Genomic DNA, 15,001 nt, shown 5'->3' on the forward strand with positions numbered 1-15,001 from the left:
ATATAATTCTTCTACTCTTTTGAGATAAAAAAAACGAGCCGAAGCATTTGCTTCGGCTCGAGGGTTTAGATAAAGATATTTTTATAGATATGCTTCTATCGGGTTACAGGTGCAGATGAGATTTCTGTCGCCATAGGCATCATCCACACGAGATACGGAAGCGAAGACTTTGTTCTCCCTCACCCATTCGAGAGGGTAGGCTGCCTTTTCTCTGCTGTAAGGCTTGTCCCAGCGGTCGGAGATGACGATCTGCTCGGTATGAGGAGCATTTTTGAGGACATTATTCTCCTTATCGGCGGTGCCGTTGGCTATTTCATCAATCTCTTTCTTGATGTTGATAAGTGCTTCTGCAAATCGGTCGATTTCGGCTTTGCTTTCGGATTCGGTAGGCTCTATCATTAGGGTTCCTGCCACTGGGAAACTCACCGTAGGGGCGTGGAAACCGTAGTCCATTAGCCGTTTTGCTACATCGCCCACCTCTATTCCATAAGATTTGAACGGTCGGAAATCCACAATACACTCGTGTGCTACTCTGCCTTGCTCATTGGCATAGAGGATAGGGAAGTGCTCGGCGAGAACTTCTTTCAGGTAGTTGGCATTGAGTATTGCGTGTTCGGTAGCCTTTTTCAGCCCTGCTGTGCCCATCATTTTGATGTAAGCGTAGGTGATATTGAGCACGAGAGCGGAGCCATACGGTGCTGAAGAAATGGCACTGATGGCATTTGTGCCGCCCACTTTAAGATTAGGGTTTGATGGGAGGAATGGGACGAGGTGTTTTGCTACGCAGATAGGCCCCACGCCTGGTCCGCCACCACCGTGAGGTATTGCGAAGGTCTTGTGAAGGTTGAGGTGACAGACATCTGCCCCGATATATCCAGGACTTGTGTAGCCCACCTGTGCATTCATATTGGCACCGTCCATATAGACCTGTCCACCGAGCGAATGTATGAGGTTGATAATATCCTTTACATTAGAATCGAAGAAACCGTAGGTGGAAGGGTAGGTAATCATCACCGCAGAGAGGTGGTCTTTGTGCTCTTCTGCCTTTGCTTTGAGGTCTTCAAAGTCAATTTCTCCTCTTTCATTATTTTTTACTACGACGACTTTCATTCCTGCCATTATGGCGGAAGCAGGATTGGTTCCGTGCGCCGATTGTGGGATGAGAACGATATTTCTGTGCTCATTTCCTTGCGATTTATGGTATTCTCTGATGACCATTAGACCGGCATACTCGCCTTGTGCCCCAGAATTAGGCTGGAGAGAAGCACCAGCGAAGCCTGTAATTTCGGCGAGGTCTTTTTCCAACTCTTTAATGAGCTGTTGATAGCCTCCTGCCTGATCGGTAGGGACAAATGGGTGGATGTTTCCCCATTCGGACCACGAAAGAGGGAGCATTTCGGTAGCGGCATTGAGCTTCATTGTGCACGAGCCGAGGGAAATCATAGAATGTACAAGCGAGATGTCTTTCCGCTCTAATTTTTTGATGTATCTCATCAGCTCGGTTTCTGTATGGTACTTGTTGAACACCTCCTGAGTGAGGATTTCATCATTCCTTAATAGATCGGATGGGATGTTGCTCTCATTTTCTTTTAGTGCTAATTTAAACGCCTGTTTGTTGAGGTGGCTGGCCAGTACATTGAGCAGTTTTTGCATCTTATCCAAAGTGGAGGTTTCATCTAATGCAATGCTCACCACCCCTTCGGAGAAGAAGTTGAGGTTGATTTTCTGGTCTTTTAATGTTTGTTGCAGGCTGAATTTATCCTCTTCGGCTATTTTGATTTTTACGGTATCAAAAGTTGGCTCATCTACCACATTATAGCCTATGGTTTTTAGAGCATCGGCAAGCGTTCTGGTTTTATAATGAATTTGGTCAGCGATGAATCTTAATCCATCAGCACCGTGATAAACCACATACATACCTGCCATTACGGCGAGGAGTACCTGCGCTGTACAGATGTTGGAAGTAGCTTTCTCTCTCTTGATGTGCTGCTCACGAGTTTGTAGTGCCATCCGAAGAGCCCTGCCACCGTAAGCATCTTGAGATATTCCGATGATTCTTCCAGGAATTTCTCTTTTATAATCTTCCTTGCAAGCGAAGTAAGCAGCGTGCGGACCTCCATATCCCATAGGAATCCCGAATCTTTGGGTGGTACCCACCGCACAGTCTGCCCCCATAGAAGCAGGGGATTTGAGTTTTACAAGGGAGAGGATATCACAAGCCATTGCCACCTGCAAATCGAGGGTTTTGAGCTTGGAAATAATCTCTGAATAATCAGCAACCACTCCATTCTTGCCTGGATTTTGGAACAGTGCACCGAAGTAGCTTTCATCAAATGTGTGCGTATGGTGGTCTCCTGTAATAATCTCTACTCCCAAGCCCTCGGCTTTGGTTTTGAGCACGGCAAGTGTCTGAGGATATACCCATTCGGAAACAAAGAATTTATTAGCATTGTTCTTCTTTTGCTCTCGGGTTCTACTACCGAGGAACATGTGCATAGCTTCGGCAGCAGCTGTACCTTCGTCTAATAAAGAAGCATTTGCCAGCGGGAAGCCCGTAAGGTCGGCTACCGCAGTTTGGAAATTGAGCAATGCCTCTAATCTCCCTTGTGCTATCTCTGCCTGATAAGGGGTATAAGCCGTGTACCAGCCAGGGTTTTCAAGGATATTCCTCTGTATAGCCGATGGCAATATAGCACCGTAATACCCATAGCCGATATAAGTATCATAGCTTTGGTTTTTAGAGGCTAAATCTTTGGAGTGGAGGAGCATTTCATACTCTGAAAGCGGAGTACTAAGCTCCAAATCTTTCTGTAAGCGAATAGCTGAGGGGATGGTTTGAGAAAGGAGTTCTTCGGTATCCTTTACACCGATTTTGTTGAGCATCTCTCTTTTGTCCTGTTCATTCAAAGAGATGTGACGGTTTACAAATTCTGTTGTATTCATAAAATAATTAGATTTATTTCTTTATTTTTTCTGGTGCGTAAAAATAGGTGTTTTTACTGGAATATGGAAGAGAGAGAAATAATGTGGATATACTTGCTTTTGGGAAATAGTATCTAGCTGTTTGCTATTGAAAAGATGTAGCATAGTGTGTATGATGTTGTGCTCATCAAAGAGGATTTCTCCAAAGGCTATGTATTCTGTGTGTTGGGAGACTTTACCATCTTGTCCAGTAATGTAAGAGCTACTTCCTAAGGGTTTTCTATATCAAATAAAATATCTTTTAGTTTTGGGTAATAAATAACAACATTTGGTTCTTCTCTACCATACATAAATTCTATTTGTTTCAATAAGATTTCTTTTAGTATGGGGTATTTTTCTGGTGCTACCGTTTTTACAAAGTTTTAAGTATTCGAATACCCAGTCAGCACCTACTCCCTCTAATTTTTTTGTGTTCTCTAAAATAGGAACTATTTCATACTGATACATATCCTGTAATGTTTGGTATTTATTGAAGAAATTTTGAGAGCGTACTTTTATATCATTGGCTAATTTTTCTAAATCTTTCTCAAAATTTTCTCCATCATATTTGAAATAATAATAAGATTTATTTAAATCTGTATGCAGTGGCTCTGAATCACAAACACTATAAGTATCTCTTTGATCAGTTAAAGTTCTAAAGCTATGCTTCTCAAACCATTGGTGTAAAATGTTAAATCTACGAAGATACATTGGATAAATGGCTTTTGCTATACAATCTCGTTTCAGGTCATAGGAATCATGATGCTGTAACTCTATTGCTTTAAATCCTAATCTATCTTTTTTAATGAAAGTGTAATCTCTCTTCCTAAACTTAAACTCCTCGAAATAGGGATCTTGTTGTAATCCTTCAATAATTTTTGTAATTAATGTCTTAGTCATATTTATTTACTCTTTTATATTCTTTTACCTTTATTTGCTGACCTCTATTTATTCCTGTTTTTGAGTCATTAGTTCTTACCTCAAATATACCATTACCTTTTTCAACATGTTTTTTAGCTGCATTTTGCCCTCTTGATAATCGGGTACTCGCAGAGCGTTTTGTTTCTATTATTGTATATGTTCCATCATTATTGCTAATAAGTTGGTCAGTATCTGTTCTGTTGCCTTTTACATTCCCTTTTCCATTCTGTGGAACTAATCTAACTTTACCTATTACTTTTTTTTCTTTTGCTATATCTTTTTCCCTAAATGATTACTATTATATCCTCCATAATAATCAGATTTTATCTCAATTGCATTTTCACCTATTTGGAACATTGCCCATTCCATTGTAGATGGGTTTGTTTTTGCAAATTCTATTTCTCTTTTCCCTCTACTATATCCTCCATTTGTAATAGCATCTAAGAATATAGGGTTGTTTACAAACTCTTTTATATCCTCCCAGTACTTACTCCATTCAACCTGCTTCCCATTAGGGTCTATATACAATATTGGGTTTTGATAAGTATAACCATAAGTATTGAGGTTCATAGGGTTGAATACACCACTGTTGTGCTGCCCGTCTATATAGTGCTCGTGCTCAAAGGTAGGATTATAACCACTGAGTGGGTCAGTGTTTAGCCAGAGACTTGTTTTCATATCTAAGTAGCGAGCACCGAAATAGGTGAGGTTGGTTTCTTGGTCTAGCTCTTTGCCGTTGAAAAGATACGGCATAGAGTGCTCGGTATTGTGTTCATCAAAGAGGATTTCTCCGAAGGCTATGTACTCTGTATGCTGACTAACCTTTCCGTCTTGCCCTGTGATATAACTACTACTACCGAGGTGGTCTGGGTGGTAAAAGAAGATATTTTTTTCACGGATACCATTAGGAATAAAGCCAAAGCCACCTTGTGCGGTATCTGGGGAGATAGGTTCGCCGAACGGTATGTGTTTCTTTATAGTGGTTTCTGTCATAATGGCAGTTGAATTTTTTTAGTGGGTTTCTCCTATGTAGCTCCTACATCGCTCCTACCTTCCTCCTACCTCTTGCTTTATAAAACTTCTTGTTTTTGTGACATAATGGCAGGGATATCGTAGGTTCTTAGTATTTTAAAGAGTGCTGGTCTTGGTTGGGAAAGAGGTAGAAGAAGATTAAAATATAAGAATCAAAAAACCACTCTTTTTAGTTTCGTTGACCAAAATAAAAATAGGATAGAAAAAAGCTATAATTTTGTAGAATTTTGATTATTTATACATTCTTTCAAATTCGTTTTTTAATAGTCTACCTTGTTTTTTATCAAGAGAATTGATTTTCTTGTAAATCGTTTTAAACTTTTCTTTATTCTGTAAATCATATTTTCCCGAACCATCAAAAACAAAATACCAAAAACTTGCTACCTCCTTATCGGGTTTAGTTGTCAGAATTTCTAAAAAAATATTTGGTTTGTGGATTATCAACTCAGATAAATTTGATTGAAAAAGCCCAATTCCATCAGCTCTCCAAACACCACCGTTTACAATTTTATAGACTTTTTCTGCAAAGAATTCAGAGCTTAATTTTTCTTCATATTCAAACAAATAATTGATGTGAACTTCATAAAAATCATATAAAGGTTTTTTTCCTGTATCATCATCAAAACCGTAAAAATCTACAAGTTCGCTGTATGTATCGGGAAATAGTTTAAAAAATGTTGTATAGTCATTCTGCTCAAAGGCTCGCTTAAGTTTCTCCATCCTTGTATCAGCAATATTATTTTTTTGTGTAACATTATTATTTTCTTCCTTTTTTTTATTTACATTACAAGAAAAAAATAAACAGGAAATTGCCAAAAATAAAAATATCTTTCTCATTTTTTTTCAGGTATTTTGTTGTTAATGATTGTCTTAATATTACTTGCTCCTTTGCTTTTAATGAAAGTTCTTAATTCTTGCATTTTGGGTTTGCTACCTCCTATAACTCCATTTCCTTTAGTAGTGCCTGGCATATTGCAACCTTCTGTATTAGAGCCGTTATTCCCTGCATGATACAGAATTAGCCTATTTTTTGAAACATCTTTATTCTTCTTCATAAAATGAAAATAAAAGAAAATCATGGTATTTATACTCATCTTTTTTAAGATCCTTAACCAAGAACCATTTGCTTTGATCAAAAATAATATCAGGAGATCTAGATATACTATTTGTCTCTATATCATCTAATAATTCTAAATCGAGGTCTGTTGGTAATGTATTGTAGAAAGCTGTAATTTGCGCAGTTTTTTTATCTAAATTTATATCTAAGTATAGTCTGCTCAGGTTTTTTGTTATATAACCAGCAACAAAACAAATTGCATTTAAATACACCTCATACTTTTTTTCTTTATTACTTTTCTCCATTTTTCTATTTAAATTTGGTTGATTTTGGATGAATTAGTACAACTGTAGAACCATTGTTACCTCCTCTTTTAATCATAAATTTATTAGTGGGAATATCCACTCCATTATTATTGTAATATCCAGTAACACCTTTATACTCAATATATACTCTGTTTTGAGAGAAATTAGTTGATAATATTTTAGCTTTTCCCTTATTAGCTGCATTTAATACTACTGTAGCATCATCTAGTGAATTTAAATAACTATTATTTCCAATTCTTGAGCCTCCTAAAGTATGTTCTGATAATTGTTTTTGTATTCTAAGTCTATTAGAAATTGGTAAATTTGATGATCTACTCGCAATAGATGCACTAGTAAATCCAGCTAAAACAGCACCACAATTACAACTTAATTCTTGTAGAGCAGCTATATTATTTCTTATTTCATTTAAAGTAGGAGGAGTTTTTCCTATTTTATAAGTTTTTCCGTTATAATAGGAAGTTTCATTAAATTGTAAGTGATGAGTTTCATTGAAATAATTCCAATTAATAGCATTTGCATATATTGCCATTTGTTTATGAGATGTAAATACCATTTCATCAAACCCTACAGAAAGGATATAAAAATTTATAGCAGTAGGATTAGGTAAACTTACTGTTCCAAAAAAGGTATTTAAATTCCAAGAATCAGGAGATGTTTTTTTTATGAATCTTAGTTTTCCTCCTTGTAAAATATTATAATAATTCCACTTGGGAGGTTCCTCTCCCTCCATTCCCGTAGGGTCAATAAGCATTACGGGATTGTTATTGGCATAGGCATAAGGTTGCATAGTTTTCTCTACTAATGGATCTACATTTACAAATATACTTACTTTTGGATCATAGTACCTTGCACCGTAGTAGTATAGTCCTGTTTCGCTGTCTAACTCTTTGCCATTGAAAAGGTATGGCATGGTCTTGCTCGTGCTGTGTTCCTCAAAGAGCACCTCTCCAAACGCTATATACTCCGTATGCTGGGTTTACATTTTTCTTAAAGAACTGCTATTCTTTTGAGGATTTGATAATTTGCCATCTGCTTTCTTCCTTCGGTGTCCCTTCGGTAATCCTTCGGTAATCCTTCGGTGAAGGTTCGGTGTCCTCTCGTTTATGGCTTTTTAATTATTTTATGGTTTTATTGTGAATTTTCAATAATCAAAACAACACATCTGGAATATTATTTATTTGTTTTTATGTATAACCAATTTGAAAAGTTACGGTCAAAAACATCAGGTTCTTTAAATAATAGTGTAGAACCCTTTAATTTTCCTACTATATAATTATTATCAAACTCAAATTTAATAATTATTGAGTCTTTTTCTTCAGAATGAATATACCAATGTCCTTTTAATGAATCTCCATTTAATTTTTTGAGTTTATAAACATCATCCTCTCGTAATTCTAAGTAATAATATATTTCCTTATTTGATAACTCCCATGGTACTTTATCAACTTCATATAAACCAACAATATCTTCTTTGTGCTTCTTATTACATCCAATTATCAGGGAAATAATCACCATTAGTAACACATAATTTTTCATGTTCTATTTATTATCTCTTACTTCTGTTAAAACATATCTTGCAGGTAAACCTTTGTCATTTCCTAATTGTACATTCTTATTTTGATTATAAGGAATATTTCCATCTGCACCATCAGAAAAATAATATGTGCCAGTTTTTGTTTTATGCAACCTAAATCTATTTAATTTTATATCCGTGCCTACACTTTGTTTAGTTTGTTCTGTATGTCCTTCACCAGTATAATTATCATAATATGAAAAGTAAGTTCCCTTATCATCTTTACCCATTCCTACAATGGTAACATAGTGATTAGTAGCACTATTAGGATTACCTGTTTCTTTATCAGGATTATACATTACTCCTGCCATCACAGCTCTTCCTTTTTTCAGATTATTGATAATAGTATTAATTCCTTTTTGTAAATCAAGTTTTGATTTATCTCCTCCTTTTTTAATATACATATCTATTCTATTTTTTGCTCCTACTGCTGTATAATCACCACCTTGCTTTACCTGTAATCTGCTATAATCAGCACATTCTCCTGTTCTACATGTAGTTTGTCTATATGGTCCTTGGCTCCAAGAAAAACTCCAAGATCTTTCTTCAATGGTTTTTGACATATAAGGTATCCATTTTTTACCTTGTAGTACATTTTTTACATTTGTAACTCCACTTAAATTAGGTGGGTCTTCTCCACTTCTTCCATCAGGGTCCACCAACATTATCGGGTTATTATTCGTATATGCGTACGGTGTCATAGTCTTCTCTGCCAGCGGATCCACATTCAAGAAAATGCTCACTCTCGGATCGTAGTATCTCGCTCCATAGTAATACAATTCTGTTTCGCTGTCTAGTTCTTTGCCATTAAAGAGGTATGGCATAGTGTGCTCGGTGTTGTGCTCATCAAAGAGGATTTCTCCGAAGGCTATGTATTCTGTATGTTGGGAGACTTTGCCGTCTTGCCCTGTGATATAACTACTACTACCGAGGTGGTCAGGGTGGTAGAAGAAGATGTTTTTTTCTCTAATTCCATTAGGGATGAAGCCAAAGCCACCTTGTGCGGTTTCAGGTTTTATAGGTTCGCCGAACGGTATGTATTTCTTTATAGTGGTTTCTGTCATAATGGCAGTTGATTCTTTTAGGGAGTTTCTCCTATGTAGGTCTTACATCGCTCTTACCTTCCTCTTACCTCTTGCTTTATAAAATTTCTTGTTTTTGTGACATAATGGCAGGGGGTATTGTAGATTCTTAGTATTTTAAAGAATGCTGGTCTTGGGAAAGAAGTTAGAAAATATTTATTATTGTATTTCATTAGGATTATTATTTTCCCATAATGCTATCAAAGAAATGATTTTATAATTAGAAGATTTTCTTAGAATTATGTTAGTATTTCTATTTTTTATTTGCCAATTCTCAACACGATTAACGAAAGGTATATTATTATATTCTTTTTCTCTATGTTTTAATAAGGTTATATATTCTGCTTTTATTAAAGAACTATCTTTAAATTGTTGAATACTCTCCATTTTTAAATCTAATGTATCATTATCTACCAACATATAGAAACCATCTAAATCTTTGGAAGTTAAATTAATATTATTTTTGTATTTCAGAGTAGTGATTACGGTTATTTTGAATGTCTTATCACTGATTTTTGTAGAGTCATATAATATTTCTTGTCTATCTATTAATATTTCTTTTTTATGGCTTGTACAGCTTAATATTGATAAAACTACAGCTGTAAATAATATTTTGTACATAGTTAGTTTTTATTTGATTTATAATATCTTAATGCTCTTTAAATTCTAGTGCTGTATGTTTATAGAGAGGTTGTTGTTTTTGATTTTTTTTATAAAATCAATCGAATATATATTTTGAGAAAATAGGATTTATAGTTGTTTCATATTTTTTATCCACAATGACAATTTTAGGGAATTCAATGGTTATCAAGTGGCATAAATTCTTATCTCTACATTTTTTTTGAATATTTATAAAATCTCCTCTTTTAGTAAAAATTATTTTATTATTAGGCTTAGCTTTAGGTCTAAAAAATATAGATATATTGATGAATTTTTCATCAGAGATAATCTGTTCCAAGTTGATTTTAAGCTTTTCATTTTGGATTTTTATATTGATGTTTAGGCATCTATTATCTACTTTGAATAAGTTAGGTTCAACTTGCTCACTTTCTTCAGTACAACAAAAGACTTGAATATTGTTATCCTGAGGGATGATATTGTTTATTTGGTTGATATATAAATATCTATAATCTGTTTGTGCATAACAAAAAAAAGAGTATAATAGAATTATAGAAGCAATAATTTGTTTAGTCATAAATATTAGGTTTAATTATGTTCAGGGTCTGAAGATGATCTTTGAGGAATATTGAGAATCTCTCTTACAGTATTTTCTTCTTTAATAACATTTTTTTGATTTCTTCCCTCATAAATAGTATGAGCAATTTCATGAATCAGTGTTGCTTCAGCACTTTTAGGTGCAGTCATAACTTTCTTATTTTGAAATATCACTTCGTGAGCTTTACCACACTTAGTGCCATCTGGGCAACTTTGGGCACCAGTTACAAGGTTTCCATTTGTATCTTGATATATATATGTTTCATTATATAGAGGAATATCTGTAAGATTTTGAGGATCCATTAGAATAGAGGCTTTTACTATCTTATGATTTTCATTCGTATATATTAGTGAAATGGCGCCTCCCTCTGTTGCAACAGCATTTGATTTTTTTTCAATTAATTGATTTTCATCATTTGTAAAATTACTTAGTTTTATATTTATATCATAATCTATATCAATAGCCTTTTTCATAAGTTTTAATGATTTAATTTGCTTTCTATTCATATCTTTTGTATTACCTACAAATTCAAGTATCCCTTTTTCATTAAATGAGAAATTATCCTTTCCGTAAATTCTATTTAAATATGATATTACTTTAGTTCTATCTGCTTGTTGAGGGACAATAATTCTTCTCCCATCAGGGTCTATGTATTTTATAGGATTATTAGCTACATAGGCATAAGGAGAGATATTAGGATATTTTTCTGCTAATGGATCTACATTGAGCCATAAGGAGGTTTTACTATCCAAATACCTTGCGCCGTAGTAGTAAAGCCCTGTTTCTTGATCTAATTCTTTGCCATTGAAAAGGTACGGCTTTAAAGATCTTTTTCTCTGTTTTATATTTATTATGTTTATCAGATAGTTATATCTTATTCATAATAAAAACAGCACTTCTGGATCATTACCACTTCTATTCTTACTTTTTAGGTAATGATTTTTTCCATCCCAGCAATTTTTTTGAGAGAATGGGGATTCTTTGTTACTGGTTACTACAAATAGAAATAATATAACAAATAGTATTGTTTTGGGTAGGAAAATATATTACATTTCCTATAATATTTTCTTTTAAAAATTTATGTCCTTCATAAGAAGAAGCTATTTTATATAACTCTTTACTGTCTTCTATAAAATATTCTTTAATATAATTAGGATACCAATCTCTACAGTAATCTTTATTCACAACTAAAGGAAAATTATATTTTTCATTAGCTAATTCAATTATTTTTATATAATCCTGTTCTGAAAACTCTAATATTGCATATATCTCAGTAATTTCATTACAATCTTGTGCTCCATCTCGGAGCTTCTTAATAGATATTTCATATTTAGCATTTTGGATAGGAACAGGTAAATCTATATATTTTTGTAATTGTCTTATATTTGTGTAAATATTACTTTCAAATTGATTTGATTCAAAACAAGACATACATATTAATAATAGGAGTATCTTTTTCATTTTTTATTCTTTTTCTTTACTTACTTTCCATTCAATAGTTTTTATCTTTGCTTCTCCTTTCTGCACCACGAAATAAGGATTCACATAGGCGGTATAGTCGTCCATGTGGGTGATGACTGCCTCATTTTTATATTTTTTTCTCTGTATCTTATTCATAATAAAAACAACACTTCTGGAACATTACATTCCTTTTACTTTTGAAACATTACTACATTCTTATTATTATCATACACAATAATTTCTATATTTTCTTTTTCTTTAAGAATTTCTTCTATAAATTCTTTTACTTCATCAATACTTGAAAAAATTCTATAAATTGCTTGATTATCATCTATGTATATATTAAAATCAACATCTAATATGATACCTGTATTACTATCTGCTATTAAAATTGCATACTCTGATTCTTTTATTTTAGGAAAGTTCATTTTATTTATCTATTTTTATTTCTTTAACATTAGCATTAGTTATGTTTCCTTTCACTAAAATTTCTGCTTCACTTATTACTTTTCCTGGTGATTGCATTAAATTAGTTTTTTTCTTATTAGGACTTTTAACTAATTTACTTTTTAAAATATCTGCCGTTAAAATAACTCCTTTTCCACTTGGTCTTAATGCAAAGTTTGTAGCAACTTCTATATCTGTTGTCCAAGAAGTAAATATACTTTCTGTATTTCCTAAATTATGTTCCAATGCAGAAGCATTGCCTCCTCTTGGAGAAACATTCCCTTTTTTAGCAGCAGTATATGCAGGACTTGTATTATTAACACCTCTATATAACTTAACTCTTTCTGCATTATTATTTTTCATTATTCCCCCAACACCATAACCACCTAGGAATTCAGATTTTATTTCTCTTGCATTTTCTCCTGCTTGGAATGCCGCCCATTCCATTGTAGAAGGATTGGTTTTTGCATATTCTATTTCTCTTAATCCTCTACTATATCCCCCATCTGTTAATGCATCCAGAACTAGGGGATTTGATACAAAATTTTTTACTCCTTGTTTAACACTTTCCCATGCCTTTTTCCATTCTACCTGCTTCCCATTTGGGTCTATATATTTTATCGGATTCTGGTAAGTATAGGAATATGTTGCCATATTCATTGGGTTGTAGATACCTCCATTATGTTGTCCATCAATATAATGCTCTGTTTCCTGGATTGGGTTATAACCGCTGAGCGGGTCAGTATTGAGCCAAAGGCTGGTTTTCATATCCAGATACCTTGCCCCAAAATAGGTGAGGTTGGTTTCTTGGTCTAGTTCTTTGCCATTGAAAAGGTATGGCATGGTCTTGCTCGTGCTGTGTTCCTCAAAGAGCACCTCTCCAAACGCTATATACTCCGTATGCTGGGTTTATATTTTTCTTAAAGATCTGCTTCTCTTTTTATGGATTTGATAATTTACATTCTACTCTCTCCCTTCGGTGTTCCTTCGGAGATCCTTCGGTGAAGGTTCGGTGTCCTCTCGTTTATGGCTTTTTAATTATTTTATGGTTTTATTGTGAATTTTCAATAATTAAAATAACTCATCTGGGACATTACCATATTACCTTAACATACTACAAACGAAAAGTCTAATTCTATTTCTTTCATTTCTTTTATTAAATATATAATATATGAAGGCAGTCTAAAACCTCCATGATCATAAGATGATATAATAGAACAATATATATTTCCTTTTTTAATATTAAATTTTTTACATAATTTAATAATTGTGTAAACATCTTCTTTCCGATTAATATCTATAATAATGTTTCTATACTCTTCATTAATCTCAAAGTCTAAGTCTAAACTCACAATAAAATGTTGTATCTCAATAAACTGGTCGAAATCGATATTTAACATTCTAAAAACACAATTTATCTCATCAATACCATTTTCTCTTTGTATATCCATAGTAAAATTATTTTTCGCTATATTTCTTCGCTATATCTTCTAATTCTCTCCAACTATAATTATCTGCGCCTCCTCTTCCTTCATTCTTTTTTAATTTTTCTATATATTTACCAAATTCTTTTCTATTTATTTTATATTTTCTAGCAACATCATCTATTTGTTTATTAGCTTGTGTGTTAGTCCCCATTTTATCACCTGATTTTGATTTCTTAGAACCAATACCTCCTCCTTTTTGGGAGTTAGCTTCATATAAATCTATTCCTAAATTGCCCAGCTCAACTATTGATTGAGCTAAATCTACAGATCCTGTAAGTGCTACACCCCCTCCATATGCTGCAGTTCCACCACCGACAATAACACCTACACCTGCTGTTTCTGCTCCTGTTGCCAGCGCTACACTACCACCTGTAGAGGCTATTTCTCCACCTTTTAAAATCATTGCTATATCTGCAATTGCTCTACCAGCATAATATGAAATTAAATATTCTTTGGTCATCCCTTTGGGTGGTTCAGTTAAATTAAATAGATCTCCTAGTCCCAGAGAAAATGCAGATGCAACGGCATGAGAAGCTCCTAATCCAGCAGCAGAAGAATGAGTGATTAGTTTTTCTGCTTTTTGTTTGATTGCAAAATAATTTTGCTTCCCATTAGGATCTATGTATATTATAGGATTATTGTAAGTATATCCATAGGTATTATGGTTCATTGGATTAAACACCCCATTATTATGCTGTCCGTCTATATAGTGCTCAGTCTCTTGTATAGGATTATAACCACTGAGTGGGTCAGTGTTTAGCCAGAGGCTTGTTTTCATATCTAAGTAGCGAGCTCCGAAATAGGTAAGATTGGTCTCACTGTCCAGCTCCTTCCCATTAAACAAATACGGCATGGTCTTGCTCGTGCTGTGTTCCTCAAACAACACCTCTCCAAACGCTATGTATTCCGTGTGCTGGGTTATTCTTCTTTTTTTAAAGAACTTTTTCTCTGTATCTTAATTTATAATTAAAATAACATATCTGGGATATTACCTTTTTTTTCTTTTTGTTGATTTTTCTACATATTGTTTTAGTTCTTCTTCAGGAAAGTCTGATGTCCAATAGGCTTGTAATTCGCCACTATCTAATTTTTCCCAACAAAAATAACAATCATATGTTAATGCTTGTGGAGGAAACAGTAGGCTACATTCTAAAAAATAGAACATTCTACCTTCAAATTCTTGTTGTATGATTTCTTTTCCTCCTTCTATTAACACTACAAAGGATTCTTCTTCAAAAAAATGTTCTTTCCCTGCTCTTAGATCAAACTGATATACTAAATCATCTACTATTTTATAGATCTTGTCATTCTCCAATCCATAGACATCAAAAAACACAAAACCTTTATAATTTACTTTAATTGTCGTGTCAGCTTCCTTATCATTGCTGATAAATATGAAGCCTTTATTGTTTATCTTTTTCATAATATTTTTTAATCA

General features: G+C 33.8%; 19 protein-coding genes. All 19 read right to left on the reverse strand.

Translation table 11 applies throughout. The annotated features are described in order from the left end of the window. Positions 1 to 81: 81 nt before the first annotated feature. Complete coding sequence (gene gcvP, locus DBX24_RS05705) at positions 82 to 2,943, reverse strand: aminomethyl-transferring glycine dehydrogenase (protein ID WP_160224242.1); 2,862 nt, start codon at positions 2,941 to 2,943, stop codon at positions 82 to 84. A 318-nt stretch (positions 2,944 to 3,261) separates the two neighbouring features. Beyond that, positions 3,262 to 3,861, reverse strand: coding sequence for a hypothetical protein (locus tag DBX24_RS05710; RefSeq protein ID WP_160224243.1), 600 nt, complete (start codon positions 3,859 to 3,861; stop codon positions 3,262 to 3,264). A 291-nt stretch (positions 3,862 to 4,152) separates the two neighbouring features. Then, positions 4,153 to 4,875: an RHS repeat domain-containing protein gene (locus DBX24_RS05715; protein ID WP_160224244.1), complete on the reverse strand. Its 723-nt coding sequence runs from the start codon at positions 4,873 to 4,875 to the stop codon at positions 4,153 to 4,155. 270 nt (positions 4,876 to 5,145) lie between these two features. Beyond that, complete coding sequence (locus tag DBX24_RS05720) at positions 5,146 to 5,751, reverse strand: hypothetical protein (protein WP_160224245.1); 606 nt, start codon at positions 5,749 to 5,751, stop codon at positions 5,146 to 5,148. Beyond that, a complete protein-coding gene (locus tag DBX24_RS05725; RefSeq protein WP_160224246.1) occupies positions 5,748 to 5,969 on the reverse strand; it encodes a DUF5675 family protein in 222 nt (73 codons plus the stop codon). The genes DBX24_RS05720 and DBX24_RS05725 overlap by 4 nt, the downstream gene beginning before the upstream one ends. Beyond that, positions 5,956 to 6,276 (reverse strand): hypothetical protein, encoded by a 321-nt coding sequence (locus DBX24_RS05730; RefSeq protein WP_160224247.1) that lies wholly within the window; start codon positions 6,274 to 6,276, stop codon positions 5,956 to 5,958. Before DBX24_RS05730 ends, DBX24_RS05725 begins: the two co-directional genes overlap by 14 nt. A gap of 4 nt (positions 6,277 to 6,280) precedes the next feature. Beyond that, positions 6,281 to 7,207 (reverse strand): RHS repeat-associated core domain-containing protein, encoded by a 927-nt coding sequence (locus tag DBX24_RS09395; RefSeq protein ID WP_374210789.1) that lies wholly within the window; start codon positions 7,205 to 7,207, stop codon positions 6,281 to 6,283. A 260-nt stretch (positions 7,208 to 7,467) separates the two neighbouring features. Next, positions 7,468 to 7,812: a hypothetical protein gene (locus tag DBX24_RS05740; protein ID WP_160224248.1), complete on the reverse strand. Its 345-nt coding sequence runs from the start codon at positions 7,810 to 7,812 to the stop codon at positions 7,468 to 7,470. 24 nt (positions 7,813 to 7,836) lie between these two features. Then, positions 7,837 to 8,934, reverse strand: a complete 1,098-nt coding sequence (locus DBX24_RS09400) for an RHS repeat domain-containing protein (protein ID WP_260392788.1) — start codon at positions 8,932 to 8,934, stop codon at positions 7,837 to 7,839. Positions 8,935 to 9,111: 177 nt separating this feature from the next. Beyond that, on the reverse strand, positions 9,112 to 9,573 hold the full coding sequence (locus DBX24_RS09340) for a hypothetical protein (protein WP_221411187.1): 462 nt from the start codon (positions 9,571 to 9,573) through the stop codon (positions 9,112 to 9,114). 97 nt (positions 9,574 to 9,670) lie between these two features. Then, on the reverse strand, positions 9,671 to 10,147 hold the full coding sequence (locus tag DBX24_RS05755) for a hypothetical protein (protein ID WP_160224250.1): 477 nt from the start codon (positions 10,145 to 10,147) through the stop codon (positions 9,671 to 9,673). Between the two features lie 11 nt (positions 10,148 to 10,158). Beyond that, positions 10,159 to 11,031 (reverse strand): RHS repeat domain-containing protein, encoded by an 873-nt coding sequence (locus tag DBX24_RS05760; RefSeq protein ID WP_374210825.1) that lies wholly within the window; start codon positions 11,029 to 11,031, stop codon positions 10,159 to 10,161. Between the two features lie 121 nt (positions 11,032 to 11,152). Next, a complete protein-coding gene (locus tag DBX24_RS05765; protein ID WP_160224251.1) occupies positions 11,153 to 11,629 on the reverse strand; it encodes a hypothetical protein in 477 nt (158 codons plus the stop codon). A gap of 3 nt (positions 11,630 to 11,632) precedes the next feature. After that, positions 11,633 to 11,785: a hypothetical protein gene (locus DBX24_RS05770; protein ID WP_160224252.1), complete on the reverse strand. Its 153-nt coding sequence runs from the start codon at positions 11,783 to 11,785 to the stop codon at positions 11,633 to 11,635. Positions 11,786 to 11,820: 35 nt separating this feature from the next. Then, complete coding sequence (locus DBX24_RS05775; protein ID WP_160224253.1) at positions 11,821 to 12,057, reverse strand: hypothetical protein; 237 nt, start codon at positions 12,055 to 12,057, stop codon at positions 11,821 to 11,823. A 1-nt stretch (position 12,058) separates the two neighbouring features. Then, positions 12,059 to 12,919, reverse strand: coding sequence for an RHS repeat domain-containing protein (locus tag DBX24_RS05780; protein ID WP_374210790.1), 861 nt, complete (start codon positions 12,917 to 12,919; stop codon positions 12,059 to 12,061). 263 nt (positions 12,920 to 13,182) lie between these two features. Beyond that, positions 13,183 to 13,527, reverse strand: a complete 345-nt coding sequence (locus DBX24_RS05785) for a hypothetical protein (RefSeq protein ID WP_120489545.1) — start codon at positions 13,525 to 13,527, stop codon at positions 13,183 to 13,185. Between the two features lie 7 nt (positions 13,528 to 13,534). After that, entirely contained in the window at positions 13,535 to 14,416 is an 882-nt protein-coding gene (locus tag DBX24_RS05790) for an RHS repeat domain-containing protein (protein ID WP_374210791.1), read from the reverse strand. A gap of 135 nt (positions 14,417 to 14,551) precedes the next feature. After that, on the reverse strand, positions 14,552 to 14,986 hold the full coding sequence (locus tag DBX24_RS05795) for a hypothetical protein (RefSeq protein WP_160224254.1): 435 nt from the start codon (positions 14,984 to 14,986) through the stop codon (positions 14,552 to 14,554). Positions 14,987 to 15,001 lie beyond the last annotated feature (15 nt).

Source organism: Bergeyella cardium (assembly GCF_009914665.1).
GTDB classification, from domain to species: Bacteria; Bacteroidota; Bacteroidia; order Flavobacteriales; family Weeksellaceae; genus Bergeyella_A; species Bergeyella_A cardium.

What these genes read in the sequence shown, in the direction of transcription:
- gcvP (WP_160224242.1), bottom strand. Translation starts at nt 2,943, where the DNA reads ATGAATACAACAGAATTTGTAAACCGTCACATCTCTTTGAATGAACAG.
- DBX24_RS05710 (WP_160224243.1), bottom strand. Translation starts at nt 3,861, where the DNA reads ATGACTAAGACATTAATTACAAAAATTATTGAAGGATTACAACAAGAT.
- DBX24_RS05715 (WP_160224244.1), bottom strand. Translation starts at nt 4,875, where the DNA reads ATGACAGAAACCACTATAAAGAAACACATACCGTTCGGCGAACCTATC.
- DBX24_RS05720 (WP_160224245.1), bottom strand. Translation starts at nt 5,751, where the DNA reads ATGAGAAAGATATTTTTATTTTTGGCAATTTCCTGTTTATTTTTTTCT.
- DBX24_RS05725 (WP_160224246.1), bottom strand. Translation starts at nt 5,969, where the DNA reads ATGAAGAAGAATAAAGATGTTTCAAAAAATAGGCTAATTCTGTATCAT.
- DBX24_RS05730 (WP_160224247.1), bottom strand. Translation starts at nt 6,276, where the DNA reads ATGGAGAAAAGTAATAAAGAAAAAAAGTATGAGGTGTATTTAAATGCA.
- DBX24_RS09395 (WP_374210789.1), bottom strand. Translation starts at nt 7,207, where the DNA reads ATGCCATACCTTTTCAATGGCAAAGAGTTAGACAGCGAAACAGGACTA.
- DBX24_RS05740 (WP_160224248.1), bottom strand. Translation starts at nt 7,812, where the DNA reads ATGGTGATTATTTCCCTGATAATTGGATGTAATAAGAAGCACAAAGAA.
- DBX24_RS09400 (WP_260392788.1), bottom strand. Translation starts at nt 8,934, where the DNA reads ATGACAGAAACCACTATAAAGAAATACATACCGTTCGGCGAACCTATA.
- DBX24_RS09340 (WP_221411187.1), bottom strand. Translation starts at nt 9,573, where the DNA reads ATGTACAAAATATTATTTACAGCTGTAGTTTTATCAATATTAAGCTGT.
- DBX24_RS05755 (WP_160224250.1), bottom strand. Translation starts at nt 10,147, where the DNA reads ATGACTAAACAAATTATTGCTTCTATAATTCTATTATACTCTTTTTTT.
- DBX24_RS05765 (WP_160224251.1), bottom strand. Translation starts at nt 11,629, where the DNA reads ATGAAAAAGATACTCCTATTATTAATATGTATGTCTTGTTTTGAATCA.
- DBX24_RS05770 (WP_160224252.1), bottom strand. Translation starts at nt 11,785, where the DNA reads ATGAATAAGATACAGAGAAAAAAATATAAAAATGAGGCAGTCATCACC.
- DBX24_RS05775 (WP_160224253.1), bottom strand. Translation starts at nt 12,057, where the DNA reads ATGAACTTTCCTAAAATAAAAGAATCAGAGTATGCAATTTTAATAGCA.
- DBX24_RS05780 (WP_374210790.1), bottom strand. Translation starts at nt 12,919, where the DNA reads ATGCCATACCTTTTCAATGGCAAAGAACTAGACCAAGAAACCAACCTC.
- DBX24_RS05785 (WP_120489545.1), bottom strand. Translation starts at nt 13,527, where the DNA reads ATGGATATACAAAGAGAAAATGGTATTGATGAGATAAATTGTGTTTTT.
- DBX24_RS05790 (WP_374210791.1), bottom strand. Translation starts at nt 14,416, where the DNA reads ATGCCGTATTTGTTTAATGGGAAGGAGCTGGACAGTGAGACCAATCTT.
- DBX24_RS05795 (WP_160224254.1), bottom strand. Translation starts at nt 14,986, where the DNA reads ATGAAAAAGATAAACAATAAAGGCTTCATATTTATCAGCAATGATAAG.